The organism is Nostoc sp. UHCC 0252, assembly GCF_034931145.1.
GTDB lineage: Bacteria > Cyanobacteriota > Cyanobacteriia > Cyanobacteriales > Nostocaceae > Nostoc.
In genome coordinates, this window is the sequence record NZ_JAYGHE010000035.1 from 53,393 (window position 1) to 77,036 (window position 23,644).

At 42.0% G+C, this 23,644-nt stretch carries 20 protein-coding genes and 1 tRNA gene; 12 read left to right on the forward strand and 9 right to left on the reverse strand.

The annotated features are described in order from the left end of the window. Positions 1 to 6 precede the first annotated feature (6 nt). Entirely contained in the window at positions 7 to 1,734 is a 1,728-nt protein-coding gene (locus tag VB732_RS19640) for a S8 family peptidase (protein ID WP_323232581.1), read from the reverse strand. A gap of 613 nt (positions 1,735 to 2,347) precedes the next feature. On the opposite strand from VB732_RS19640, the gene VB732_RS19645 reads away from it, so the two are divergent. Continuing rightward, positions 2,348 to 3,817: a glycoside hydrolase family 13 protein gene (locus VB732_RS19645; protein ID WP_323232582.1), complete on the forward strand. Its 1,470-nt coding sequence runs from the start codon at positions 2,348 to 2,350 to the stop codon at positions 3,815 to 3,817. A gap of 143 nt (positions 3,818 to 3,960) precedes the next feature. On the opposite strand, the gene gshA is transcribed toward VB732_RS19645, so the two are convergent. Continuing rightward, a complete protein-coding gene (gene gshA / locus VB732_RS19650; protein WP_323232583.1) occupies positions 3,961 to 5,100 on the reverse strand; it encodes a glutamate--cysteine ligase in 1,140 nt (379 codons plus the stop codon). Between the two features lie 718 nt (positions 5,101 to 5,818). On the opposite strand from gshA, the gene VB732_RS19655 reads away from it, so the two are divergent. Further along, entirely contained in the window at positions 5,819 to 8,548 is a 2,730-nt protein-coding gene (locus VB732_RS19655; RefSeq protein ID WP_323232584.1) for a zinc-dependent metalloprotease, read from the forward strand. Positions 8,549 to 8,569: 21 nt separating this feature from the next. Here VB732_RS19655 and VB732_RS19660 read toward each other — a convergent pair whose 3' ends face one another. After that, the gene (locus VB732_RS19660) at positions 8,570 to 9,457 is read right to left on the reverse strand and encodes an alpha/beta hydrolase (protein ID WP_323232585.1); all 888 of its coding nucleotides are present in this window, start codon (positions 9,455 to 9,457) and stop codon (positions 8,570 to 8,572) included. 284 nt (positions 9,458 to 9,741) lie between these two features. Between VB732_RS19660 and VB732_RS19665 the strand changes: the two genes are divergently transcribed. Continuing rightward, positions 9,742 to 11,397, forward strand: coding sequence for a metallophosphoesterase family protein (locus VB732_RS19665; RefSeq protein WP_323232586.1), 1,656 nt, complete (start codon positions 9,742 to 9,744; stop codon positions 11,395 to 11,397). Between the two features lie 45 nt (positions 11,398 to 11,442). Here VB732_RS19665 and VB732_RS19670 read toward each other — a convergent pair whose 3' ends face one another. Continuing rightward, on the reverse strand, positions 11,443 to 12,375 hold the full coding sequence (locus VB732_RS19670) for a serine hydrolase (RefSeq protein WP_323232587.1): 933 nt from the start codon (positions 12,373 to 12,375) through the stop codon (positions 11,443 to 11,445). 9 nt (positions 12,376 to 12,384) lie between these two features. Between VB732_RS19670 and VB732_RS19675 the strand changes: the two genes are divergently transcribed. From VB732_RS19675 to VB732_RS19685, 3 genes are all read left to right on the forward strand, one after another. After that, on the forward strand, positions 12,385 to 13,107 hold the full coding sequence (locus tag VB732_RS19675; protein ID WP_323232588.1) for a C40 family peptidase: 723 nt from the start codon (positions 12,385 to 12,387) through the stop codon (positions 13,105 to 13,107). After that, the gene (locus tag VB732_RS19680) at positions 13,104 to 14,102 is read left to right on the forward strand and encodes a glycosyltransferase family 2 protein (protein WP_323232589.1); all 999 of its coding nucleotides are present in this window, start codon (positions 13,104 to 13,106) and stop codon (positions 14,100 to 14,102) included. Before VB732_RS19675 ends, VB732_RS19680 begins: the two co-directional genes overlap by 4 nt. Before the next feature lie 128 nt (positions 14,103 to 14,230). After that, positions 14,231 to 15,484 carry an MFS transporter gene (locus tag VB732_RS19685; protein WP_323232590.1) on the forward strand — a complete coding sequence of 418 codons (1,254 nt, stop codon included), beginning with the start codon at positions 14,231 to 14,233 and terminating at the stop codon, positions 15,482 to 15,484. A gap of 39 nt (positions 15,485 to 15,523) precedes the next feature. Here VB732_RS19685 and VB732_RS19690 read toward each other — a convergent pair. Then, positions 15,524 to 15,597: transfer RNA gene (locus tag VB732_RS19690), tRNA-Arg, on the reverse strand. A gap of 34 nt (positions 15,598 to 15,631) precedes the next feature. On the opposite strand from VB732_RS19690, the gene moaC reads away from it, so the two are divergent. Then, positions 15,632 to 16,141, forward strand: coding sequence for a cyclic pyranopterin monophosphate synthase MoaC (gene moaC, locus VB732_RS19695; protein WP_323232591.1), 510 nt, complete (start codon positions 15,632 to 15,634; stop codon positions 16,139 to 16,141). Positions 16,142 to 16,251: 110 nt separating this feature from the next. Here the strand turns inward: moaC and VB732_RS19700 are convergent, their stop codons facing one another. Then, positions 16,252 to 16,923 carry a Uma2 family endonuclease gene (locus VB732_RS19700; protein WP_323232592.1) on the reverse strand — a complete coding sequence of 224 codons (672 nt, stop codon included), beginning with the start codon at positions 16,921 to 16,923 and terminating at the stop codon, positions 16,252 to 16,254. 121 nt (positions 16,924 to 17,044) lie between these two features. Here VB732_RS19700 and VB732_RS19705 point away from each other — a divergent pair, with 121 nt between their 5' ends. The 3 genes from VB732_RS19705 to VB732_RS19715 all read left to right on the forward strand — a co-directional run bounded on the left by VB732_RS19705 (position 17,045) and on the right by VB732_RS19715 (position 18,223). Further along, positions 17,045 to 17,302 carry a hypothetical protein gene (locus VB732_RS19705; RefSeq protein ID WP_323232593.1) on the forward strand — a complete coding sequence of 86 codons (258 nt, stop codon included), beginning with the start codon at positions 17,045 to 17,047 and terminating at the stop codon, positions 17,300 to 17,302. 119 nt (positions 17,303 to 17,421) lie between these two features. Then, positions 17,422 to 17,730 carry a DUF3181 family protein gene (locus VB732_RS19710; protein ID WP_323232594.1) on the forward strand — a complete coding sequence of 103 codons (309 nt, stop codon included), beginning with the start codon at positions 17,422 to 17,424 and terminating at the stop codon, positions 17,728 to 17,730. 277 nt (positions 17,731 to 18,007) lie between these two features. Then, positions 18,008 to 18,223, forward strand: coding sequence for an acetyltransferase (locus VB732_RS19715; RefSeq protein ID WP_251957542.1), 216 nt, complete (start codon positions 18,008 to 18,010; stop codon positions 18,221 to 18,223). Between the two features lie 43 nt (positions 18,224 to 18,266). Here the strand turns inward: VB732_RS19715 and VB732_RS19720 are convergent, their stop codons facing one another. After that, positions 18,267 to 18,731, reverse strand: coding sequence for an ABA4-like family protein (locus tag VB732_RS19720; protein ID WP_323232595.1), 465 nt, complete (start codon positions 18,729 to 18,731; stop codon positions 18,267 to 18,269). 104 nt (positions 18,732 to 18,835) lie between these two features. After that, on the reverse strand, positions 18,836 to 19,876 hold the full coding sequence (cobW, locus tag VB732_RS19725) for a cobalamin biosynthesis protein CobW (RefSeq protein WP_012407429.1): 1,041 nt from the start codon (positions 19,874 to 19,876) through the stop codon (positions 18,836 to 18,838). 102 nt (positions 19,877 to 19,978) lie between these two features. Between cobW and VB732_RS19730 the strand changes: the two genes are divergently transcribed. After that, a complete protein-coding gene (locus VB732_RS19730; protein WP_323232596.1) occupies positions 19,979 to 20,662 on the forward strand; it encodes a tetratricopeptide repeat protein in 684 nt (227 codons plus the stop codon). An 86-nt stretch (positions 20,663 to 20,748) separates the two neighbouring features. On the opposite strand, the gene VB732_RS19735 is transcribed toward VB732_RS19730, so the two are convergent. Continuing rightward, positions 20,749 to 21,465, reverse strand: a complete 717-nt coding sequence (locus VB732_RS19735; RefSeq protein ID WP_323232597.1) for a heme oxygenase (biliverdin-producing) — start codon at positions 21,463 to 21,465, stop codon at positions 20,749 to 20,751. Between the two features lie 570 nt (positions 21,466 to 22,035). Between VB732_RS19735 and glmM the strand changes: the two genes are divergently transcribed. Next, positions 22,036 to 23,508 carry a phosphoglucosamine mutase gene (glmM, locus tag VB732_RS19740; RefSeq protein WP_323232598.1) on the forward strand — a complete coding sequence of 491 codons (1,473 nt, stop codon included), beginning with the start codon at positions 22,036 to 22,038 and terminating at the stop codon, positions 23,506 to 23,508. The last annotated feature ends 136 nt before the right edge of the window (positions 23,509 to 23,644 follow it).

A 23,644-nucleotide genomic window follows, 5' to 3' on the forward strand; every position in this document is an offset into this window, starting at 1 on the left:
GTCTAATTATAGATTCAAAGCATTAATTACTCCATAACCCCATTTATCATCAAATGTGCCTGCGGGTTTTCCGGGAATGGCGCTATTTTTACGTAACAGGTCTTTCATAGCAGCCGGATCGAGATTAGGATCGCGCTGCAACAGTAGCGCCACCAACCCAGTGACGAAAGGTGTCGCCATACTCGTACCAGCCATTACCACAAACTTGGAATTAATCATTGATGAGCGGTCAAAACTGGCATCGGCGGAAAGGGTTGAAACAATCATTGCTCCTGGTGCTGCTATATCAGGCTTGTGTCCATCATTGCGTAGTGGGCCTTCACTACTAAACTCTGAAACAGTATGCAATTCTAAGCCCATTTCTCGCACTTGGCTATCAATATCTGTGTATTTGGTTCTAGTTGTATAGGCGGCAACTGTAATTGCACTGCTGGCGGCTCCTGGTGAACCAATTTTTACCGCATCTTTGACACTTTTACCTGTGAAAAACACTGACGAAGTGTCATCTAGTGTCCACACATCTAAACGTGCGTCAGTTGAAGAGGTGTTGCGGACTCGTAGCTGCCAAATGCCCCCCATGACTTGCGAGGGGCCAATACCCCGGATTTGCACAAAGAAATTATGATCGCCGTTGGCTTGATCCGGTGCTGGGGTTGCTAATTGTACCCGTGCATCTGGTAACTGGTAATCTTGTGCGGCATTCTCATCAGCAATTATTTTTTGGAAAGGAGTGACAAAACCGTTAGGACTCCGCACGGACACTTCCAATTCACTATCTTTGCAATACCAAGCATTTAACCAAACTATGCCTACTTGATTCAAAGGAACATTAAAGCGGATACCACGAGTGCGTCCACTGGGTATTTTCGCTTGGCCATGAATGTTGTCGTTTCCTTCATTACCCGCAGCACAGCAAACTATTCTTCCAGGGCCAGTTTCTGCGTCAATGACTTTGGATAAGGAATCACTGCCATCATGGGCATCAGCGTGTCCACCCAAGCTGAGATTGACCACAGCTGAACGTCCCAATTCTCTAGCAATTCGGAAAATGTAACGCACACCATCGGCAATATGAGCATCTTGTAAATCTGACCTGATGATAACTAATTCGGCTTCTGGTGCGATACCGCCATAGTTAGTATCAGCACCGGCGGCAATTCCTGCAACATGAGTACCATGACCACTAGTATCCTGAGAAATTGTCAGTTGCGCTCCCGTCAATTCAGCCCCGTAGCCGCCCTCTGTGACTCCTGGCCCTGGCAGTGTTTGATCCCAAATGTGTAAAATTCGTCCGGCAAAGGCGGGGTGTTTTGGATCGATGCCACTGTCTATAATGCCGATGATTACTCCTTTGCCAGTCAGTCCGGTTTTGTTCTTAAACTCCGGTAGTTTGACTGTTCCCATTGCAGTGTCCATCCTCAAATGAAGTTTGCGTGATGGCTTAATCCAGTGAATCACATCTTCTTCAGATAGGACATCTAAACTCTCTATCGGTAAGAAAGCCGTCCGTACACTCCCAGAGTTTTGATTGACTTCAATATTATATTGTGATAAATAACTTAAGTCTGCATCAGGGTCGCAGTAGATAAAAACGACGCTCTTTGTCGGCTTGACTGGGCTTTTGTGGGCAATAATGCCAAGCGATCGCTTGTGTGTAACTAAAGCTTGATCTCCCTCATTTTGATAGTCCTGAAAAGCCAAAAGTAGTCCGGGAGAAAGTTTTTCGTGTCTCATTTTTACCTCAAATTCGATTTATTGGGTGGAAGCAAAGTAATTTAACGTGAGTTCGACAAGTCTTATTTGACCTCTCCCCCAACCCCTCTCCGACACGGAGAGGGGAGCAAAAAGCTTAATTTTTCGTTGCTCCTCCCTTTCCATTTCGGAGAGGGAGGCTGGGAGGGAGAGGTTCATCGAACTCACGTTAATTTATCAGAATCAGTCGCTCTAGCATTGGTGCAGACTATGTAGTTTTTTGCCTTAATTATTTGATGCGATTATAGTTATCTATTATTTTTCATAGATAACATCAAATAAGCTTAGGAGGCGGAAAGTTATTCCTAAGACAATTACTAATTCATAGCTCATATTCCCGATTTGTACTCATGAGACTTCTTTGAGCAGCTGCATCTAATAATTACCCAAGACTGGAGTAAGAAGTAATTTGTATGAAGCTATTCAACTAATCCATTGTCTGCTTAAATAATTACGGACGAAGTAAAGAAAATAAAATTAAGAATAATTAAGTAACAAACAACTACTGGTAAATAATAAATTCTCTATCATAAGTAGGAGCCATAAAGAAGCTAATATTTGCAACGATCGCTTCTGAACGTACAAAGAGTTATTCATGCAAATTCAAACACCAGACTGGGTAAAGCACGCTGTTTTCTACCAAATTTTCCCAGATCGCTTTGCCAGAAGCAAACAGCCACACAAACGCCTATTGCACGAAGCCCGATGGGAAGACTGGGATGCTATGCCAACCCTCCAAGGTTATAAAGGCGGGGATTTATGGGGCATCATGGAAGGTTTAGATTACATCCAAGATTTGGGAATTAACGCGATTTATTTCACACCCATTTTTCAATCTGCCAGCAATCACCGCTATCATACTCACGATTATTACCAAGTCGATCCCATGTTAGGGGGCAATAAAGCTTTTAAAGAATTGCTTGATGCAGCCCATGAACGCAATATCAAAGTTGTTCTAGATGGCGTGTTTAACCATTCTAGTCGGGGTTTTTTCTTCTTCCACGACGTTTTAGAAAACGGCCCTCATTCACCTTGGGTAAATTGGTTCAAAATTGAAGGCTGGCCGCTTTCAGCATACAATGGTGATTTTCCTGCTAACTACAGTGGTTGGGCGGGAAATCGCGCCTTGCCAGAATTTAACCACGATAATCCAGAAGTGCGGGAGTACATTATGGAAATTGCCGAATATTGGATTAAATTCGGTATCGACGGTTGGCGATTGGATGTACCATTTGAAATCAAAACTCCTGGTTTTTGGCAAGAATTCCGCGATCGCGTTAAAGCCATCAATCCCGAAGCTTATATTGTGGGCGAAGTGTGGGGAGATTCCCGCGAGTGGTTGGATGGAACCCAATTTGACGGCGTGATGAATTATCTATTTACTGGGCCAACAATTGCCTTTACCGCAGGCGATCGCGTAGTCTTAGAACAAGTCCAAAGCCGCGACTATCAACCCTACCCGCCCTTATTTGCCGCCGAGTACGCCACCAAAATCCAAGAACTACTGCAACTTTATCCTTGGGAAATTCAGCTAACTCAACTTAATTTGCTAGCAAGTCATGATACAGCCCGATTGATGAGTATTGCAGGCGGTGATGTAGCAAGTGTAGAATTGTCAACTTTACTCCTCCTGACCTTTCCCGGTGCTTCCAGTATCTACTATGGTGATGAAGTAGGTTTACCTGGTGCAATCGATCCCGACTCACGTCGCGGCTTTCCTTTAGAGGCTAACTGGAATCAAGAAATTTTCAATACTCACCGTCAATTAATTGCCCTACGTCACACTTACCCAGCCTTGCGTACAGGCGATTACCAAGTCCTCTATGCTCAAGGACAACTTTATATCTTTGCGCGAATAGGAACAGAGGAATTGATAATTGCCGTCAACGCTGGTACAAGTTCAGCAACAGCGAATGCAGATGTGGTTGGTTTGCATACTCAACCCAAGAAGCTGTTATATGGTACTGCTGAAGTTGAGTGGAATGGTGAAGGGGAAACTCAGCATTTGTCATTAACTCTTCCCGCACGGAGTGGTTGCATTTTGGGAGTGGGGAGTAGGGAGTAGGGAAAAGGCAGGGGGCAGGGGGCAGGGAGCAGGGGGAGAGAAAATGGTTTTGATTCGGTGAAATTGGATAATTTATTTCTTGGAAGTCGCTAAAAAGGGGAAAGGCTCACTGCAACCTCTCCCCTGCCTCTTTGCCTGTTCAGTTAAGCCAGCAGGGACGAACACAATTTGTCTTCGAGTTCGATTTCGCGCTCTTGGGTGGCGAGAATAGCCTGAGTGACGACGCGCTGGGTGTCAAAACCGACTTTGTGTAACTGCAACCACTGTTGAGCTTCATTGCCTTCTCGGAGGATTTTGTGCAATGGAGAAAGGAAACAGCTAAAGCCTTGTTGTTTTGCGATCGCCCAAACATCTTGGTACATTTCCGAAATCCAATCTCTGGCCAAGATGCTCCTACCATCTTGCCAATGTCTCAAAGGAGCATCAAGACTAGCCGCCGCCGCCGCCGCTTCGTTTTCAGCAGTTAGGGTGATCAGTTCTTCGCCAGAAAAGGTACTTTGGGTTAATGAATCAATGCTGGGATTTTCGATTATTTGCAACAAACGCGCTTCTAATAAGGCAGTAATGGCTAGCAGAGCAATGGGATCTGTGACTAAATCGCAAATTCGCAATTCTAGCCGATTTAGATCGTAAGGACGGCGATCGCCATTTGGCCGTACTGATGTCCATAAATGCCGCACATTTTGCATGGTTCCGGCAACAAGTTGGTCTTCCACCCACTGAATATGATCGGCGTGGCTGGCAAATAACGGCACGCGGCTAGGCGTTTGCGGAAATAGGCCCCACCGGGTGGAGTGATAGCCAGTAGTTTTGCCCTCAAGGAAGGGAGATGAGGCGCTGAGGGCAAGAAATAGAGGTGCTTCTAAACGAATCACTCGACATGCCCGCATCAATACTTCTGGATCGCTGATGCCTATATTAATGTGTACGCTGGCGGTGACTACTTTCGTCCCGTAGGTTTTCTCAATATAATCATGATAAGGATTTGCTGGATCGGAGCGATGAAAGCGATCGCCTCCACCCAAAGACAAAGTACTTCCCGGTATCAAGGTGTAATCGCCCAAGCGATTCAGGTAGTTTCGCAACTCCCGTCGGGGACGCAGCAACGCACACAATAAATTCTCGTAATTATGGGATGGTTGGGTTATGTATTCGACGTTGCGGCTATCTGGCTCCCGCATAAACCCATCCAAAGCTGCAACAATCTTGTCGGAGAGACCGACGATTTCACCTTGAGGCGTGCCAGTATACATCTCAATCTCAAAGCCTTTCAATAAGACCACCTTGTTCTCCTTCGGCTCTCTCTTGCTTATAAATTGTATCCAATTAGACGCATATCTGGATCTATCTTGCAGCCAATCAAAGGTTAAGAATAATTTTATTGCCAATTCACCCGAAATTAGGATGACAGATTTCTAGGATGTTCTCCAAAAAATTATCAAATCTTTGAGGGTACGTTCGACTCCATAGGTGTGGAATGAAGGTTAACAGCAGGATTAGGTTAGAAAAGCTGATTTTGCTTTGGGCGTTGCCTTCGCTTTGAAGACCATTGAGAAGAAGCAATTAACCATGTAACAGAAAAGCTGAGATTAGCATAAACTTCCAAAATTCATCTGAAAAAACCATTTAAAGGCTTAATAACAGCTTTACTAAAAGTCTCACTCTTTGTTTATAAAACATGCTTGAGATTACTTCAGCTTGCAAATGTAGCACTAAATACATTTTTAATGCTACATTTGGCTTTTAATACATATACAACTAAAAAATGCATGTATCTTTAGTTGGATAAAATATCTATTTTAGAACATAGATGTTTAATGGAGACTTCCTAAAGAGCCACCAAGAGTAATGATAGCCACACAACTTTTAGGCTATGGACATTGTTTGTCTAGCTGAGTGGATTTATACCGTAGTCCCTAAATATTTGCAGGGCTTACAGACGAAAAACTAATCCCCATTTTTTCCTCAATACGAGAACTGCTTCAGGTGGAAAGTTAAAGGATGAAATACTGGATAAGGAAATTAATAATATTTATATTTATAGTATTACTGTATAGTTTGTTTCTACCAATTGATTACGCAGGAGCAAACCAACTTTCCAATATTGATGTTGATGTGCAACAAGTAAATGCACTTCCAGTAGTTGAAAATTTAGTAAGTACTGACAACGACCTTACTAAAAATAGAAAGAAAGGTTTTTGTCGGTTGAATGAGATTGTTAAAGAGATAGATATATTAGAAGGACTCTTCACACTTTATTGCACTGATAATTCGGGAAAAATTTACTTAGAAATTAAACCAGAGCAGCTAAATAAAGACTATCTAGCGATAGTGACATTAGAATCGGGTGTTGGGGAAAGTGGTATTTATAGTGGATTACCTCTTTCTGATTTTCTTTTTTACTTCCAACGAGTAAACAATAGATTGCACTTTGTTGTACGTAATGTAAAATTCCGTGCAGAAAGTAAACCGGAACAGCGATCGCTTGCTCGTTCATTTAGCGACTCAGTTCTTTATTCTCTCGAAATCGCCAATATTGATCCAGAGAATGAAAATATTCTGATCAGCTTAAATGAACTGTTAATGCAGGATTTTCCGGGATTAAGTACCATATTAAAATATTCTTTACAGGCTGATTACCACTTGGATATACGCAAGTCATATTTTGGTGATGTTAACAGCTTTCCAGAAAATATAGAGATTGATTCTATTTACGGTTTTTCAGCATTAGAAGGAGCAAATTTAGTTACCGTACCCGATAGCAGGGCACTCACTCTGAAGGTACATTACAGTTTTTCTCAACTTAGAGAAAACAATGGTTATATTCCCAGACTCGCCGACGACAGAGTGGGATATTTTATTACTGCTTTTCAAGACTTATCTAATAATAATTCTCACGAATCATTTGTCCGTTACATCAATCGTTGGCATCTAGAACCATCTGATCCTAACGTTCCCTTATCTCCACCCAAAAAGCCAATTGTATATTGGATTGAAAATGCTGTACCACTAGAGTACCGCAATGCAATTCGTGAAGGCATTTTGATGTGGAATAAAGCATTTGAAAAAGCCGGATTTCAGAATGCCATTGAAGTGCAGCAAATGCCAGATGATGCTGATTGGCAACCCGCAGATGTACATTACAATACTATTCGCTGGTTCAACTCTTTAGATGCCGGTTTTGCCAGAGGGCCGACGCGTGTCAATCCATTCACCGGCGAAATATTGGATGCAGACATTATTGTAGATGCCAATATGGTGCGTTCAATTCAGCAAGAATATCACGCATTGATGGAAGCAAATTCATCTTTAGGGGGCAAAAACTCATGTCAAGCCCTTTGGGGAAGTCAAAAACTAAAAGCTAATAATTATCTGCCTTCAGACTCTGAGTTCTGCTATGGTATGGAGTCTTCAAATCAAGCCGCGATGGGGGCGCTGGCGTTGTCAATTTTGCCAAATACTACATCTAGTAGTGAAACGATGAAGGAGTATGTGCATCAATATTTGCGTTCTCTCATCGCTCACGAAGTTGGGCATACTCTCGGTTTACGTCACAATTTTCATGGCAGCACAATGTTATCGCCTGAAGAATTAAATAATACTGAAATCACTCACACCAAAGGTTTAGTTAGTTCGGTGATGGACTATCTGCCTGTGAATATAGCACCACAGGGAGTACAACAAGGTGACTATTTTCCAGGAGTTGTTGGGCCTTATGACGAATGGGCAATTGAGTATGGTTATAAAACAAGCCCATCAGCAGCAATCGAGAGAATCATTCCAGAATCAGAAAAAAGTTTTTTAGAGCAGATTGCACTAGCGTCACCTCAACCAGAATTATCTTATGCAACTGATGAGGATATCTGGGACATTAATCCTTTAGCCAACGTCTGGGATATAAGTAGTGATGTACTACTTTATTCACAGTGGCAAATGGATAATGCCCGTGTTATGTGGCAACGCCTTGATAAGGGTTATCTATCGAAAGGAGAAAGCTATAGTAATCTGCGCGTCTCATTCAATAGAGTGCTTAAATATTATTTTCGGAACGCCACTTTGCTTTCTAAATACATTGGTGGACAATCGTTTCTGCGTCTCCACCCTAGTGATAATGCTTCTTGGACATTTGTCCCTGTTTCACTTTTAAAACAACGTCAAGCTTTGACAAATTTGCAAAAGTATGTATTTGCTGAAGATGCTTTTAGCTTTTCCCCACAATTGCTCAATCAACTAGCGCCGCCACGCTGGGAACACTGGGGTAGTTTAGTGCCTAACAACCGCCTTGATTATCCAATTCACGAAAATATTTTAAAGTTCCAAAGTGCGGTGCTGCGATCGCTATTAGACAGCGATCGCTTAAATCGTTTACAGGATATAGAATTAAAAACTCTGCCTGGGGAAGCCCTTTCTATGCCAGAACTGTTTGACAGTCTGCAAACAGGCATCTGGACAGAAGTTTTAACCCCAGGAGAACCACAGCCAATTTCTAGTATCCGCCGTTCACTGCAACGGGAATATTTGAATATTTTGCTAGAGATGATGTTGGGTAATACTGATACACCTGAAGATGGGCGGACATTGGCTTGGTATAAATTGCGCCAACTGCAAAAAGCTATTGATGCTAGAGTCAAACAACTTAGTGAAAGCCTTGATATTTACACCCTAGCCCACTTAGAAGCTTCTGGCGATCGCATTAATAAAGCATTAAACGCGCAGTTACTTTCTAAGTAGACGTTGGGAATTGGGAATTGGTTAGCGAAGATGTCGTTGTAATAGACCAATTATGACTTCTGGTATTTCTAAATGAGGTAATATTCCGGCATCTGCGATCGCATAAAAATCTCGAATTGCTCTTGGATTTAAATTTGCCAAGCGTCGTCCTAGTTTGATGTTGGTAAATTGTGCTTTTTCTCCCCAAAACATGACTGTGGGAATTGTCAGTTGCTGGATATATAAACTCAGATCAAAGTAAAGATCGCCGCGTAAAAATGCCAAGGCGGAAAATTTGGCATTAGGCTGTTGTGCAGAGGTTAAATAAGCATTTACCATTTCTTGAGATACTCGTTGTGACTTAGCAAACAGAAAACTTTGTAAAAAATTTCTCACTGCAATTTCATTTTCAGCACCAAGAACATAAATAAAATTGTCCAACAAAGGCGCATTGATTACCGAAAGCGGAAGTCTGCGTCCAGCACCTTGCCCAAAATCATCAAATCCAGAGGGAGACACTAAAAACAGTGCTTTGAATAAATTGGGTTGAACGATAGCTAGGCGGATAGCAAAAGCGGCTGTTAGAGACGAGGCTACTACCGTCACTGGCTGGCGACACGTTTCGATGATAAACTCTGCGATCGTGCTGAGGTAATCCCTAATTTTATAATCCCGAACGGGATGAGCCGATTCTCCCCAGCCGATTAAATCGGGGGCTAAAATCTGGTAATTAGAGGCAAAAGCCGGATAAACTTTAGACCATTCATAAGCAGATGCCCCACCACCAAAATTATGGAGAAATAGTAGTGGAGGTAAATCTTCAGTATCAGCGACCGCCCAAGGTGCATTCGTTTGGGTATAGTAAACCATTGCCCCTAATGATGTATGGATAAGTTTATGTCCAAAGCCTGAAGGTTGAAACTGAAGCATAAAATTAGAGAGTTAGTTTAATAGCACTTTACCCGAAAGCAAAATTAGTCAGCAGCGTTCAGAGGGTGTAAAGAACACGAAAAACAGCCCAAAATTAAGCAATAAAAATAGACCGCTTTAAACAAGCTAATAATAAAATTGCATTCAGTCATAGACACCCGATAAAATTTGGTATGTTACTCATGCTCAGACGCTTACGTAGCCGTAAAATTTCCTTAGTGGTTATACTTGCGCTTGTTATATGCTTTACTGTGGTAAGTGTGCGTTCATTTGGGCAAACAATTATGACATCAGCACCCCAACTGCTCACCGACCCATTTTTGCAACTGCCAACTGAAACCTCAGTGCAAGTAGTTTGGTTTACTGAGTTTGCTGGTGTTAATCACACAGTAACCTATGGTGAAAATCTCAAACTAACTGCTAAGGCAAATACTACCAAACTCAGCCGCACTCGTGAAGACCAACAATCAAGAGTTGCCAACCAAACCAAAGACGGCGAAGTTTATCAAAAACCTGTCTGGCGTGACATTTGGCGACATGAAGCTGAAGTAACTGGCTTAACTCCTGATGTGCGGGTAAATTATCGTGTGACGAGTGTCCGAGAAGATGACGCGAGTATTAGCAGTGATGTTTTTAGTCTTGCAGCTACTCCCAAACCAGATACACCACTAAAAATTTTACTTACCTCAGATCATCAATTAAAGCCGATGACAGCAGCAAATCTGCAAAAGGTGGTAGAAACGATTGGACGAGTTGATGGAGTATGGTTTGCTGGTGATTTGATCAATATTAGCGATCGCGCCTCAGAATGGTTTGATGATAATGGTGGTGGTGCGTTGTTTCCCGGTTTACAAGGTCGTGCTAAATATGAAATGACGCACAACAACGTTAAGACAACCTACACTGGTGGACAAATAATTCAACACGCACCCATGTTTCCTTGCATTGGTAATCATGAGGTGATGGGGCGCTTTGCCAGGGCGGGAAGTTTAAATGATGAATTTGATGATACAATTCCCCGTCCAGTTGCTCAAAGAATCTACCGAGACAAATCTTTAATCGATAATTCTTTTAATACTAAGACTTACGAAGAAATTTTCTCTTTACCAAAAAGTAAAGAGGGTGGAAAAAGGTATTATGCAGTCAGTTTTGGTAATGTCCGTTTGGTAGTACTATACGCTACAAATATGTGGCGGACTCCCAGTTTAAATGGAAAATTTAAGGGTAGATATCGAGAAGCTGAAAAAGATTTAAATAATCCTGAAGATTGGGGTTATGGACAGGTAATTTATGAGCCAATTGCTAAAGGCAGTCAGCAGTATAATTGGCTAGAAGCAGAACTCAACAGCCCTGAGTTTAAACAAGCAAAATACAAAGTTGTAATGTTTCATCATCCGCCTCATACTCTGGGTGATAATATAGTTCCTGCTTATACAGAACCTGTTCAAATAATTGAACGGAATGGGGATAATATCAAATCTGTACGTTACGAATACCCGAAAGATGCAGATTATCTTATCCGCGATGTTGTACCTTTATTAGAAGCGGCTAATGTGCAATTAGTATTCTATGGGCATTCCCATTTGTGGAATCGTTTTGTTAGTTCTAGTGGAATGCACTTTTTAGAAACATCTAATGTGGGCAATACTTATGGTGCTGCTTGGGGTGACAGAAAGCGAGAAGTGCCAACTGGATATCAAGAGGATTATGTTAAGCTTGGCGATCCCAATGGTTTAGAACCAATAGTGCCAACAATTTCTCCTTTGTTGGGTGAAGATGGTAAGCAGATGCCTTATATTGCGAGTAATGATATTACGGTTTTTAGTATTTTTGATACGGGAACAGGTACGATAAGTAGTTATCGCTTTGATACTCGCAAGCCGGATTCAAAAGTATTGAAGTTTGATGAATTTAAGTTGAAATATAGCAATCCTATCTGAAGCCTTAGATCCCCGACTTCTTGAAGAAGTCGGGGATCTTGTTGTTCATAGACTAGCGATCGCTTCGGCAACTAAATTAGAAACAAAGGGCAAAATAGCCTGACTCTTAGCTTGGGCTTTCCCTTCGGTAAATACCACTAAGAGATAAGGGCGTTGTTCTGGTAACTCAATATATGCAGCATCATGGCGAACTTGACTTGTCCAACCTGCTTTTGACCAAATTTGAGCATTTTTAGTCAGTCCACCGCCTAAGAAACCTGTTACTTGATTTTCCTCGGTGTCAGTGGGTAAATCGTTGAGAGGACGTTTCAGTAAAGCCATCATTGCTTGCGATCGCACACTAGAAACCGCAACTCCACCTACAATACTATGCAGCAACCTAGCGATCGCATTTGTTGTCAACATATTGCGATTTTCTAGTAACTCTCCGACAAACGCCCGTTCTCGTCCATAAGGGCCATCACCCCAAGTTTTTTGACAGACGTTAATCGTCTCCATTTCTTCCCAACCCAAAGATTGATAATAGCGGTTAATGATATTACGCTGATATTTCCAGGTTTCAAAGGGCCCGATTGGTAATTCTGGCCCCGATGTAGTACCACTTAAAATATCCACAACCAAGCTGGTAGCATCGTTACTAGAATCGACAATCATATCCCGCAAAGCGCGTTCCAACTCCTTGGAGGTTTGAGTCATCCCTTTTTCTAGCCATTCATTTACCGCCACTAGGTAAAATAGCTTGACTATACTGGCGGGATAAATTCGTTCAACACCGCGATAAGTAAAACCACGGACTGGATGATCCCAAAAAGCTTTGGGAGTCAGTGCCCCACCAGTATTTACTAGCACTGGTGGATCGTAAACAACCCAAGTTAAGGCAATTTGATTCCGGGCTAAAGTCGGAAATTCTGCCCAAGTTGCATCTAAAATGCCATTACCAATATTTTCGAGTTGTTCGTCTTTATTAAAAAAAATCATTCTCTAATAATGTCCTTTAATCTAAAATCCGACATCCAAAATCCAAAATCAGGGGAGTATCAGTGTTTCGCTGACCTTAATTTATATGATTCTCCTGAATGTACACGTTTATCAACTCAATCTGCATCTGGAAGACATTTGTGGGTAACATCAAATCATCAAAATTTAGCCGTCGAGGTGTATTTGTGCGAAGATGACTATCCCGGATGGGTATCGCTTTCAGATTTTGATTCATTACAACCTGCTACTGTACCTTATCAGGCGGCAACATTTTCTGAATCTGAAATTAAAAAACTCCTAGCAGAGGTTATTGCTTTTACCCAGAAAGCGATGCAACAATCCAATTATTACCTTTGGGGTGGTACGGTTGGCCCAAATTATGACTGTTCTGGGTTGATGCAGGCGGCATTTGCTTCGGTAGGTATTTGGCTACCTAGAGATGCTTATCAACAGGAAGGATTCACCCAACCAATTACTATTGCAGAATTAGTCGCTGGGGATCTGGTATTTTTTGGAACTAGCCAAAAAGCAACCCATGTCGGGCTTTATTTGGCGGATGGTTATTACATCCATAGTTCTGGGAAAGATCAAGGACGGGATGGAATTGGAATTGATATTCTCTCGGAACAGGGAGATGCTGTTAGTCAGTCGTACTATCAGCAACTGCGAGGGGCTGGTAGAGTTTTTAAGAGTTACGAACCACGAAGACGCGAAGGGCGCGAAGAAATATGAGGAGTGGGTTGCTTGAGGAGAATGGGGCGATTTCAGCTATTGTCCCAGATGTTTCGGTGGTGCTGCCGATCCATGACGAAGTGGAAAGTTTGCCGCTTTTATTAGAAGCGATCGCATCTACTTTATCGTCTAGTCAGGTAAATTATGAAATCATTTGTGTGGATGATGGTTCTACAGATGGTTCTGGGGATTTTCTGAAAAAAGAGGCGCAAATCCGCACAGATTTAAAGGCGGTGATTTTGCGTCGCAACTACGGACAAACTGCGGCGATGGCTGCTGGGTTTCATTATGCAGTCGGGAAAGCGATCGTTACTTTAGATGCCGATCTCCAGAACGATCCGGCTGATATCCCTATGTTATTAGCAAAGCTGGATGAAGGTTACGATTTAGTGAGTGGTTGGCGGCAAAATCGCCAAGATGGTGCTGTAAATCGGTTACTTCCTTCCAAAATTGCCAATTGGTTAATTCGCCGCACTACTAGCGTAAATATTCATGATTATGGCTGTTCGCTGAAAGCCTATCGTGCAGAACTTTTGGCAGACATGAACCTCTACGGAGAATTACATCGATTTTTACCTGCTTTGGCGTACATCGAAGGAGCTAGAATTACTGAAGTACCCGTGCGCCATCATGCCCGTCGCTTTGGTCGTAGTAAGTATGGAATTTGGCGGACATTCCGGGTGTTGATGGATTTGTTAACCATTCTCTTTATGAAAAAATTCCTCACCCGCCCAATGCACGTTTTTGGACTGTTGGGCTTGATTTCAATGGTTTCGGGAACTGCGATCGGAATTTACTTGACTTTCGTCAAATTAGCTTTAGGTGAGATGATTGGCAATCGCCCTTTGCTGATTTTGGCTGTTCTCTTGCTAGTAACTGGAGTGCAGTTATTTTGCTTCGGCCTTCTGGCAGAATTACTCATGCGTACATATCATGAATCCCAAGGACGGCCTATCTATCGCGTGCGAGAAGTAGTAGCAAAAAATGTTAAGTAACGTAACAATAGTTATTAGTCATTAGTCATTGGTCATTGGTCATTAGCAAATAATTAAGAGTAAATATTGGTTGACTCTAGACAAATGACAAATGACAAATGACAAAAAACCATTAAATTGCATCTACCTTGAAAGCATTTAGTACTTTTGACACCGAACTGCGAGGCAACCTGCTGATTTTATTTACGGCAGGTTTATTATTCTGGTCGAGTTTGTCTGCACTCTTACCAACCTTACCGCTTTACATCGATGATATAGGCGCAAGTAAGCAAGAAATTGGGATTGTAATGGGTAGTTTCGCCATTGGCTTATTGCTATCTCGCCCAACCCTGGGACGGTTAGCCGATAAACGTGGCCGAAAAATTGTTTTGCTGATTGGGACGATAGTAGCCGCGATCGCACCCTTTGGTTACTTGGCAACCCAATCAATCGGGTTATTAATCTTGGTGCGGATTTTTCACGGTATTAGTATTGCCGCTTTTACCACTGGCTACAGTGCCTTAATCGCAGATTTAGCCCCCGCCGAACTTCGTGGCGAAATCATTGGTTACATGACTCTCGCAACTCCCCTTGGTTTAGCAATTGGCCCCGCCTTGGGAGGATATTTAGAAGCTACAAGTGGTTACGGGATATTATTTCTGTTATCCGCCGAATTGGGTTTTCTTGCTTTCTTGGGGATTGTACAAGTCATGAATCCGCCAGTGCAAACACAGGAACGAACTAAGGGGAATAATCGCAACTTTTGGCAAATTTTGGGCAGTCCACAGGTGAGAGTTCCAACAATAGTTATGTTGCTAGCTGGCTTGTCTGTTGGTGCTGTACATACTTTTGTGTCGTTGTTCCTCAAATCCAGCCAGGTAGACTTCAATGGCGGACTGTTTTTTACAATTGCGGCAATTTCTAGTTTTAGTATCAGGGTGTTTTCTGGTAAGGCAAGCGATCGCTTTGGGCGTGGTTTATTTATTACCTTTGGTATTTTTTTCTACGTTCTAGCGTTAATACTGTTGTGGCAGGCTGACAGCGCGATATTTTTCTTACTGGCTGCGATCGCTGAAGGTGCTGGTGGTGGTACACTCATCTCCATGATGGTGACGATGATGGCAGACCGCTCGCTGCCACAAGAACGGGGTCAAATTTTTGCTATATGTATAGCTGGACTTGACCTGGGAATTGCGATCGCCGCTCCTCTTTTGGGTAGCATCGCTGAACTTGTAGGCTACCGCGATATGTTTGGCTACGGTGCTGCAATCACTTCTTTTGCACTTGTCATCTTCCTCACCCAATCGAGCAAAAACCTATCTAACTCCTTCCGTTTTGCAATAGGTCTAGCTCCAGATGCCTATGCCTTGAAAAACTTAAAAGTTAGGAGCGATGAAATTTAACTCATCACTCCTAACTTTCAACTCTTAACTTTTTAAAAACGGGCGAGGAGGGATTCGAACCCCCGACACCGTGGTCCGTAGCCACGTGCTCTAGTCCACTGAGCTACACGCCCTCACCGACAATCTATATTAACACGTTCTAACTAAATGGCGCAAGATAATTTTTCATCTAATTTTCCCAACTTAACCCATCTAGATCAACACGGACAGGCGCAGATGGTGGATGTGTCTGAGAAAGCACCAACTATTCGCCAAGCAGTAGCCGAGGCCAATGTGCGAATGCTGCCAGCAACCTTCGCTGCTATCCAAGCCGGAAATGTCCCAAAAGGCGATGTGTTAGCAACTGCAAGATTGGCTGGGATTATGGCAGCCAAGCAAACAGCCGCTTTAATTCCTCTGTGTCATCCCTTGCCTCTGCAAAAAATTGCAGTCGAAATTATACCCGATCCCCAACTACCTGGTTATCAAATTCAAGCCACAGTCAAAACCAAAGCTGAGACTGGTGTAGAGATGGAAGCTTTAACCGCCGTTTCTGTGGCTGCGCTAACTTTATACGATATGGCAAAAGCCTTAGAGAAGTCGATTCAAATTGAATCGATTCGTTTAATAAGTAAGAGTGGCGGAAAATCAGGAGATTATGAGGTGTCAGAGCAATAAGCTACTCTATTTTGGGGCATTGGGCACTGGGAAGAGGACAAGGGGACAAGGAGAATTGGGGACAAGGGGAAAGATTTGTTTCAAGTTCTCACAAGTCCCCTTGTCCCCAGTTATGGAAGATTGTCAGGATCAATGCCGAGATTACGCAAATATGCTGCTAAATATTCAGCACGTTGGCGTTCTTGTTCTAGCAGTAACTCAGCCTGTTCTGCCCGTTGATTGAGTTCTAGGGAATTCAAAAATCTCTGTCCATCTGGACGGTAAATTACTAACTCTCCCTGCCCCGTTTGGAATCTAATTCCTAAGCGGGGACTAACCCAACTATCCATTTGCCATAGCTTATTCAAATGGTTGTTTTGCCGCAACCAGCCATCTAGTTGAAAACTTTCAGGGTCGTATAAATAGTATTCTTCAACACCGTAAGTATCGTAAAACTCTAGTTTACGCTCCATTTCCTTAGTATCATTACTATAAGAAAGAATCTCAAAGACTACTTGCGGTGGAATATTATCTTCTTGCCACTGACGGTAGGAACGACGTTTTCCTTTGGATCTACCGAAAACAACCATTACATCAGGTGCAGTTGGTGTAATCAGCCGAGAACGGACTGGATACCAAAGTAAATCTCCCGCAATCAAAATATTGTCATTATTAGCAAACAGAATCTCTAAATTCTCCTTAATCAGGACAATCCAACGATATTGTTCTGTATTGTCTGCCATTGGTTTGCCGTCACTATCTGGATAGAGGAGATCGGGGTCTATTTGCTCAAAGATAGTCATCTGATTTAACCCACAGGCTCTTGACTTTCAATTCAATTATGACTGCTTGTAAGGGTCTAATAGCAACCAATGCCACAAAAACCTTAGAATAAATAGGGTGTATTTTCTGTAACAAATATTTATGCCTCCTCGTTGGCCTCGCAAACCCGATCGCAAAGACCCTGATTATCGCAAGATCGATGACCGGATGAATTTTGCCGTGCATGTAGCGATCGCTGCTACCATTAACTCTGGCTTGTGGTTTTTCCACATCTTGAAAAGCACTAGCTGGGAGTGGCTGCCTTTGGTAACGTTAAGTTGGACGGGAATAGTGTTAGCACATCTGCTTTATATTAGTGCGATCGCTAACTACACCGAAACTCCCTCAAAATCCACCTGAAGATGGATTACTCATGCTGGGGCGATTGTAACTTCTGGTAGTAGGATTAGGCTATTAATTGAGCCATAATGTAAAAAAGCCTGAGATTTCGCACTTTTTCTTAATGTAGGGTTATTTTTATGGCTAAGACTAACACCACAGAACTACTGGAAGCCCTAGCAGCTGAAATTGGCGAAAATGTCTACATAGACGTTGCCAAATGGCATCTTTATTTATCTAATGCCAAACTGCATACAGTTGTTGCCGAGCAACTGTATCCTTTAATTACTTCTAACTCTGTAAATGAAGACCGAGTGTTACAGATTTTGGGAGCGATTCCAATAAAAATTGGCGGCGGGAAACGTGAAGTTCCTTTAATCGATTTACTACCCCTGCAATGCCAAGTCACTTTAGTAGATATTTTGGAAAAGTATCAACGTGATTTCTAGTTGCTAAAACCAAGATTATATTACTTGGACAATTTAATTTATCAGTATTTCCTGATTCAAGTTTTTCTTTTGAATTAGGTAATATTTTTCTGTCATAACTTTATAAAAACTAATTTTACAGATACACATAGATGAATATCGTGTAATTTCTGTGTGGTCTGATAAAAATTTCCTTTAACAATTAAGGAATCTCCGCGTTCAAAATCAGTTTAGATTTAAGCGAGTTGATCTTGAGACTCGCTTTGAACTTTCATGCAAACTCATTGAGGCAATTTCTATGCTTTTACAAGTCAAAGATAGTGGTGAATTGGTAAAAATCGTTGAAATTCAGGAATTAATTGATCCGAATAATGATGTTGTTCACGGAAAAGACCAAGAAGGTCAAGAAGAACAGCAACCTGAAACTTTTAAAAAAGAAAATCTCATTTTCCCTTCAGGTGAAGTTTTACCACGCTGTTGGTTAGATGCCGACTATAGACACGACAATGGTTAACTAGAAGATCCCCGACTTCTTTGAGAAGTCGGGGATCTGATTTTTACGCTTTTTCTTCTATCGTAACTATTTCATTCTGCTGAGAATTGGGGAAAAATGTCTTAGCAATCCAGTAAGTCAAGATGTGAGACAGTAATCCCATAGGGCCAGCAAACAAACACAGTGCAAGAGAATGAATTGTCCAAATACCTGTTTTTTGTCCTTCCCAATAAATCCAGCGACCGACGAATAAATCCATCACTAAAAAATGAATCCAACCTGTTGCAGCAGCCGTTTCATCTGCAAAAAATTTAGCGATATCAGCTAATTGGGGATTCGATAAAGCTTGGGCATTTTCTGGCGTAATGCTGCTGATAAACAAATACACATACGCCCCAGCTAAAATCACAAAAGGCAAATATGATGACATTATCTGCCGTGTAATTTTCCAGTTTGGCAATAAAATCATTAACGCCCAAAAAGGCAACACGAAAAGGTTTGCGACATTAAAAAGTTGAGAGATCGTCATATTTTTGTGAAGTGAAGACTTTTCAGTTATTATATGTTTTGAAAACTACTAACCTCAGAATATAGATCCCCGACTTTTCAAAAAAGTCGGGGATCTGATTATACTTACAAAGCTACAAGTTGTGATTCGATTTCTGAAGACTTCAAATCACGTCCAATAAAAACTAAGCGGGTTTGCCTAGCTTCTTCGGGTTTCCAGGGGCGATCGTAAAATTTATCAAATCGCGTTCCTACGCCTTGCATCACCAAACGCATAGATTTATTTGGCACTGCCACAAAGCCCTTAATCCGGTAAATTTCTTGTTGTTGTGCTAATTTCTCTAACTGCTGTTGCAGCTTTTCTGGATCAAAGGTACGATCCAAAACTAAATTAGTTGAAATAATTTCTTCGTCGTGATTGTGGTCTTCTTCGGTATCGTGGTGACTAGGACGAGAATCTAAATTGTCTTCAACTGCGGCTTGAAATCCTAATAATATAGATGCATCAAGTTGAGAACGATCGCTCTCGACAATCTTCACCACTCTGGGTAACTCTTGCTTAATTAATTCCTCAACTCTCGCTTTTGTCTCGGCATCCACCAAGTCAATTTTATTCAACACCACTAAGTCTGCACAAGCAAGTTGGTCTTCAAACAGTTCTTGCAAGGGTGTTTCATGTTCTAGATTATCATCTGCTTGGCGCTGGGCTGCGATCGCATCTGGATCGCTAGCAAATGTCCCTGCTGCTACCGCCGCGCAATCTACTACGGTAATCACGGCATCCACAGTGGCGGCGTTGCGAATTTCTTGCCAGCGAAAAGCCTTCACCAATGGTTTTGGTAAGGCTAAACCGGAGGTTTCAATCAAAATGCAGTCGATGCTATCCCGCCGCTTGATTAATTCTTGCATCGTTGGGTAAAATTCTTCCTGCACGGTGCAGCATAAGCAGCCGTTGGTTAATTCAAAGATATTAGTGTCGCCCTCACCATCTTCGGGGCAAATTTGACAGGATTTTAATAATTCGCCATCAATACCGAGTTCGCCAAATTCATTGACCAAAACGGCAATGCGGCGGCCTTGGTTGTTTTGTAGCAGGTGGCGAATTAGGCTAGTTTTTCCACTACCTAAGAAGCCTGTAATTACTGTAACAGGAATTTTTGTTGCCATTATTTAATTAATTGTACCTCTTGATATTTTCCCTGATCGCTGACTAGATTAGAAATCAGGGTTTATATAGTCTGTAGATAGGAATTAGTAAGATTACCGCAAATGAATTCTGCTAAAACTATTAAGCTGTTGATAAAACAAGCAAAATATGCTGAGAACATCAGAAACTACCAAGAGGCGGAAGACCTTTGGCTATCGGTAATCAAACAAAAACCTAATGATGTTCTAGCTTATGTGAGATTAGCAAAGCTATTATCTTATGAGAATAAAACAGAAGCGGCGTTGACATTTTATCAACAAGCCCTCCTAATCGAACCTAGTGTTCAGATATACACTGATTTAGGAACGTGGTTGTTAGATATACAAAAACCAGAAGAAGCGATCGCTGCATTTCGTCAAGTAATTGCTCTTGAACCCAATAGGTGTATTGAAGAAATATATAGAATGTTAGCTACAGCACTCATACAACAGGGGAAACTAGATGAAGCTTTAGCTATTTGCCATCAAGTAATTGAACTTAATTATCACCTTCAAACCTGTTTAATTACTGGTGAAGCAATATATGACAAGCAGGGATTTTCCTCTGTTATGGCTGCTTTTCGCCAATTCGCTGCTAAAGTTCAGCCGCAGCCGATATCTGGTCTTTACTACGGACTAGGTAATTATATATTATTTCACTACAACGATAGAAACGATGAAGCGATCGCTGCTTTTCAAGAAGCACTTAGACTAAATCCTGGTCATCAATACGCAGCACAAGCTCTTAACAAACTCCAAAAGCAGTAGGGGCAACATCCCCGCGATCGCCTGATTTTATTCAGGTGAACCCAGGGACGTTGCCCCTAAATTTACAAAATCTTACTTAATAAAGTTTACTCAGCAGTGACGAGTTCAGTACTACCGCGTGTCCGTCGCCGTGTGAGGCTGTTGAACACCATTACACCAATCGCTTTAATCAAATTGCCTTCCAATTCTTGGAACATCTTCATGTTCGTGCCAAAGGCGGCGTTTGCTTCCTCAACGATCCGATCGGTTGTCGCCTCGTCAAGGGGTAATTCATCCAAACTTTGCCGATACTTTGTTTTGAATGCCTTCTCATCAGGAATTTCTGGAAACTCATAAAAAGCTGTTCCTTGCCCATCAGACAAATTCATCGCTGTCACAGCAATGTTTTTGAGAATTTGTCCCCCGGATAAGTCACCTATGTAACGAGTGTATGAATGGGCGATTAACAATTCCGGTTCTGTAGCAGATATTTCTCGGATGCGCTGTACATAAGCTTCACCTGCGGGAGATAGTTTGATTTGCTCTCTCCAATTTGCACCAAAGTAATAACTTAGGTCTTGTTCTAGGCTATGCTTGCGGTTTAGCTGAGGAAAGTTAATTTTAGAAACTATTGGGTGCTGGCGATGTTTTTCTATTTCCTCTTCCATCGCTGAGTAGACGAAGTAGAAGTTAGCAACTAGTTTCCGGTAAGAGTTTTTTTCTACTACTCCTTTTAAAAAGCACTTGACAAAACCTACATTTTCTGCCATTGTGTGGGCTTTCTTAGTGCCTACACGTAATTTGGTTGCTAAATTGCTGCTCATGCTAAAATTCTCAACTTTAAAAAGTTAACTGCCGAGTTTTAATTCACTAACGGCTAAAAAAGCCATTAAAACGTTACCTTAAAACTATTTGATGAGAATTTATATTAAAATTTTTTAAGCAGCTTTGCCGTCGTGTAAAAACACACAATGGTAAAGCTATGGAAATATAACTTTACATTGCCGGATTTTGACTTTTTGTTGTTATTAGCTAACTTTAGCTTTCATTCGGAGTTTTCCTAAAAAGCATTGATGATGAAATCTAAGTAATATTTCTTACGTTCTATTTTCTTTTAATAGCATTGCAAAGTGTGAACGAATACAGATAAGAATCAAAGCTAAAGTTAATGGCATAAAAGGAATAATTAGCTAAAATGTGGAAACTTTACTGATAACGTAAAAGCTAATACTGACTTCATGGAATATTTACAATTCCAAAGTCATCAATTAAGTATAATTACGTAAAAGTAGCTTTATTTGGAATGAATTTCTCAAGAGAAAAAGCATGTCAAAATTGCTGAATAAAGTCTTAAGTGCTATTTTTCAGTGTGATTGTGTGGAGTGTTTAAATATATGGTTTCATCTATAACTCGGACATCGGGCATTCCTGGGGGTTCTACTTCCGAGGTTGAAGGTTTAGGCAAAGGGATTGAGAGCAGTTTTGGGCTGAATTTAATTCCACTACCAGCAAATCCCTTATTTGGTACAGATGGGATTCGCGGACGAGTCGGAGAATTACTAAGTGCGCCCCTAGCATTACAAGTTGGTTTTTGGACGGGGATTGTTTTACGTAACCATGCTACTCAAATAGGGCCAGTCATTCTCGGACAGGACTCTAGAAACTCCAGCGATATGCTAGCGATGGCTTTGAGTGCAGGATTAACAGCAGCAGGGTTAGAGGTTTGGTATTTGGGATTATGTCCTACTCCTTGCGTTGCCTATCTCACCAGCATCAGTGATGCGATCGGTGGAGTGATGATTTCTGCTAGCCACAATCCCCCAGAAGATAATGGAATTAAGGTTTTTGGTGCGAATGGTGGCAAGTTACCGCAAATATTACAGGCAGAAATAGAAGCGGGACTGCGTGGGAAAATATCACCCATTGCTAAAGTCAGTAATTGCGGACGGCATTACTCACGTTTTGAGTTAGTGGGGCATTACGGCGATGCGTTGAAAAAACCCTTGAACAGTGACCTAAATCTTCAGGGAATGAAGATTGTTTTAGATTTGGCGTGGGGTGCAGCAGTCGGGTTAGCGCCATCAGTATTTACAGAAATGGGGGCAGAGGTGATCTGCTTACATAACGAAGCAGATGGCGATCGCATTAATGTCAACTGCGGTTCCACTCATTTAGATATTCTTGCCGCCACAGTCCAAGAACACAACGCCGACATCGGCTTTGCTTTCGATGGCGATGCCGATCGCGTCTTAGCGGTAGACAACACTGGTAGACAAGTTAACGGCGATTACATTCTCTACCTGTGGGGACGGCATTTACAAAAAAACCAACAACTACCAGACAACCTGATTGTATCTACAGTCATGGCTAACTTAGGCTTTGAAAAAGCTTGGCAGCAAATTGGTGGTAACTTAATTCGTACCGCCGTCGGCGATCAATACGTACAAGCCGAAATGCAGCGAACTGGGGGAATGTTAGGCGGCGAACAATCAGGTCATATTCTTTGCCGTCATTATGCTGTTACTGGAGATGGCTTGTTAACAGCCTTACATATCGCAGCTTTGGTCAAAGAAGCAGGTGTTCTCTTTAGTGAATTAGTAGATCAAAGCTTCCAGACATATCCGCAAATTTTGCGGAACGTGCGAGTTGTAGATCGCGATCGCCGTTTGGGGTGGCAAGATTGCGAACCAGTGCAACAAGCGATCGCCCTTGCAGAAGCAGCAATGGGTGATTCTGGCAGAATCCTGGTTCGCGCCTCTGGTACAGAACCAGTAATCAGAGTCATGGTAGAAGCCGCCAATGCCGAACTTACCAACTACTGGACAAATGAATTAGTTTCAAAAGTCCAGCAACATCTGATGGACTAAATTAGCTATCATCTCAGCTTTTAACAAACGCCAATTTTTTGTCACAGCTTCTAAGGTTAACCGTAGAAGCTGTGATGTTTGTATTGGTATTGTTATATAGTCTACGGCAAAAGTGTTGAATGTTAAGAGAAATCCG

What these genes read in the sequence shown, in the direction of transcription:
- VB732_RS19700 (WP_323232592.1), bottom strand. Translation starts at nt 16,923, where the DNA reads ATGACTATCTTTGAGCAAATAGACCCCGATCTCCTCTATCCAGATAGT.
- VB732_RS19660 (WP_323232585.1), bottom strand. Translation starts at nt 9,457, where the DNA reads ATGCTTCAGTTTCAACCTTCAGGCTTTGGACATAAACTTATCCATACA.
- VB732_RS19710 (WP_323232594.1), top strand. Translation starts at nt 17,422, where the DNA reads ATGGCTAAGACTAACACCACAGAACTACTGGAAGCCCTAGCAGCTGAA.
- VB732_RS19680 (WP_323232589.1), top strand. Translation starts at nt 13,104, where the DNA reads ATGAGGAGTGGGTTGCTTGAGGAGAATGGGGCGATTTCAGCTATTGTC.
- VB732_RS19665 (WP_323232586.1), top strand. Translation starts at nt 9,742, where the DNA reads ATGACATCAGCACCCCAACTGCTCACCGACCCATTTTTGCAACTGCCA.
- VB732_RS19675 (WP_323232588.1), top strand. Translation starts at nt 12,385, where the DNA reads ATGTCCTTTAATCTAAAATCCGACATCCAAAATCCAAAATCAGGGGAG.
- VB732_RS19670 (WP_323232587.1), bottom strand. Translation starts at nt 12,375, where the DNA reads ATGATTTTTTTTAATAAAGACGAACAACTCGAAAATATTGGTAATGGC.
- VB732_RS19640 (WP_323232581.1), bottom strand. Translation starts at nt 1,734, where the DNA reads ATGAGACACGAAAAACTTTCTCCCGGACTACTTTTGGCTTTTCAGGAC.
- glmM (WP_323232598.1), top strand. Translation starts at nt 22,036, where the DNA reads ATGGTTTCATCTATAACTCGGACATCGGGCATTCCTGGGGGTTCTACT.
- moaC (WP_323232591.1), top strand. Translation starts at nt 15,632, where the DNA reads ATGGCGCAAGATAATTTTTCATCTAATTTTCCCAACTTAACCCATCTA.
- VB732_RS19715 (WP_251957542.1), top strand. Translation starts at nt 18,008, where the DNA reads ATGCTTTTACAAGTCAAAGATAGTGGTGAATTGGTAAAAATCGTTGAA.
- VB732_RS19735 (WP_323232597.1), bottom strand. Translation starts at nt 21,465, where the DNA reads ATGAGCAGCAATTTAGCAACCAAATTACGTGTAGGCACTAAGAAAGCC.
- cobW (WP_012407429.1), bottom strand. Translation starts at nt 19,876, where the DNA reads ATGGCAACAAAAATTCCTGTTACAGTAATTACAGGCTTCTTAGGTAGT.
- VB732_RS19730 (WP_323232596.1), top strand. Translation starts at nt 19,979, where the DNA reads ATGAATTCTGCTAAAACTATTAAGCTGTTGATAAAACAAGCAAAATAT.
- VB732_RS19705 (WP_323232593.1), top strand. Translation starts at nt 17,045, where the DNA reads ATGCCTCCTCGTTGGCCTCGCAAACCCGATCGCAAAGACCCTGATTAT.
- VB732_RS19655 (WP_323232584.1), top strand. Translation starts at nt 5,819, where the DNA reads ATGAAATACTGGATAAGGAAATTAATAATATTTATATTTATAGTATTA.
- VB732_RS19645 (WP_323232582.1), top strand. Translation starts at nt 2,348, where the DNA reads ATGCAAATTCAAACACCAGACTGGGTAAAGCACGCTGTTTTCTACCAA.
- VB732_RS19720 (WP_323232595.1), bottom strand. Translation starts at nt 18,731, where the DNA reads ATGACGATCTCTCAACTTTTTAATGTCGCAAACCTTTTCGTGTTGCCT.